Genomic DNA, 764 nt, shown 5'->3' with positions numbered 1-764 from the left:
CCCCTGATCTGGGCGTCGGGCGGCGACATCCTCTCGGAGGACGGCTCGAAAGCGACGCTGGACAGCCCGCAGCTGCGCGGCGCCATCGATCTCTACCGGTCGATGGTCAAGAAGGATCTGGTGCCGGCAGGCGCGCAGACCGACACCGGCGCCAACTTCTTTGCGGCATTTGCCGCCGGCAATATCGGCATCTCGCCGTCCGGTGCCTTCGCCATCGGCGCGCTCAACACCCAGTATCCCGATATCGACTACGGCGTCACCTTCCTGCCGGGCAAGGATAGCGGCTGGTCGTCCTTTGCCGGCGGCGACAATTTCGTCGTCACCAAGGGCACCACGAAACTGCCCGTGGTGAAGGAGTTCCTCGATTTCGCCTATTCGCTCGAGGGCCAGACCATCCTCGCCAAATACGGCAGCCTGCCGGTGCGCGGCGACATCGCCAAGGAGGCGCTGAAGGATCTCGATCCGCGCTACCAGGTCGCCGCCGAGGCCATGGCCAAGGGCAAGACGCCCTATTCGGTGGTGTTCAACGACCTGATCAACTCCGCCAACGGGCCATGGACGCAGATGATCAACGAGGTCTTCTTCGGCGACGATGTCGACGGTGCCATAGCCAACGCACAAGAGACCATGCAGTCGATCATCGACCAAGCGCCGCAGAAGTAAGCGCCAACCCACCTCCCCCTTGAGGGGAGGTCGGACCGCAGGTCCGGGTGGGGTCGTCTCGGCAGTGCTCGACGTTTCTTGATGTCGGCGTACTGCAGAGA

The 764-nt window shown here is 63.6% G+C and carries 1 protein-coding gene; it reads left to right on the top strand.

The window, feature by feature from the left end; translation table 11 throughout:
- On the top strand, window positions 1–663 hold a 663-nt coding region (locus EN943_RS37240; protein WP_127416631.1), incomplete at its 5' end, for an extracellular solute-binding protein.
- Window positions 664–764 lie beyond the last annotated feature (101 nt).

It is taken from the genome of Mesorhizobium sp. M7A.F.Ca.US.006.01.1.1 (assembly GCF_003997935.1).
Lineage (GTDB): Bacteria > Pseudomonadota > Alphaproteobacteria > Rhizobiales > Rhizobiaceae > Mesorhizobium.
The sequence above is the reverse complement of the archived record's forward strand: the minus strand, read 5'-3'. Positions and strand labels throughout refer to the sequence as shown.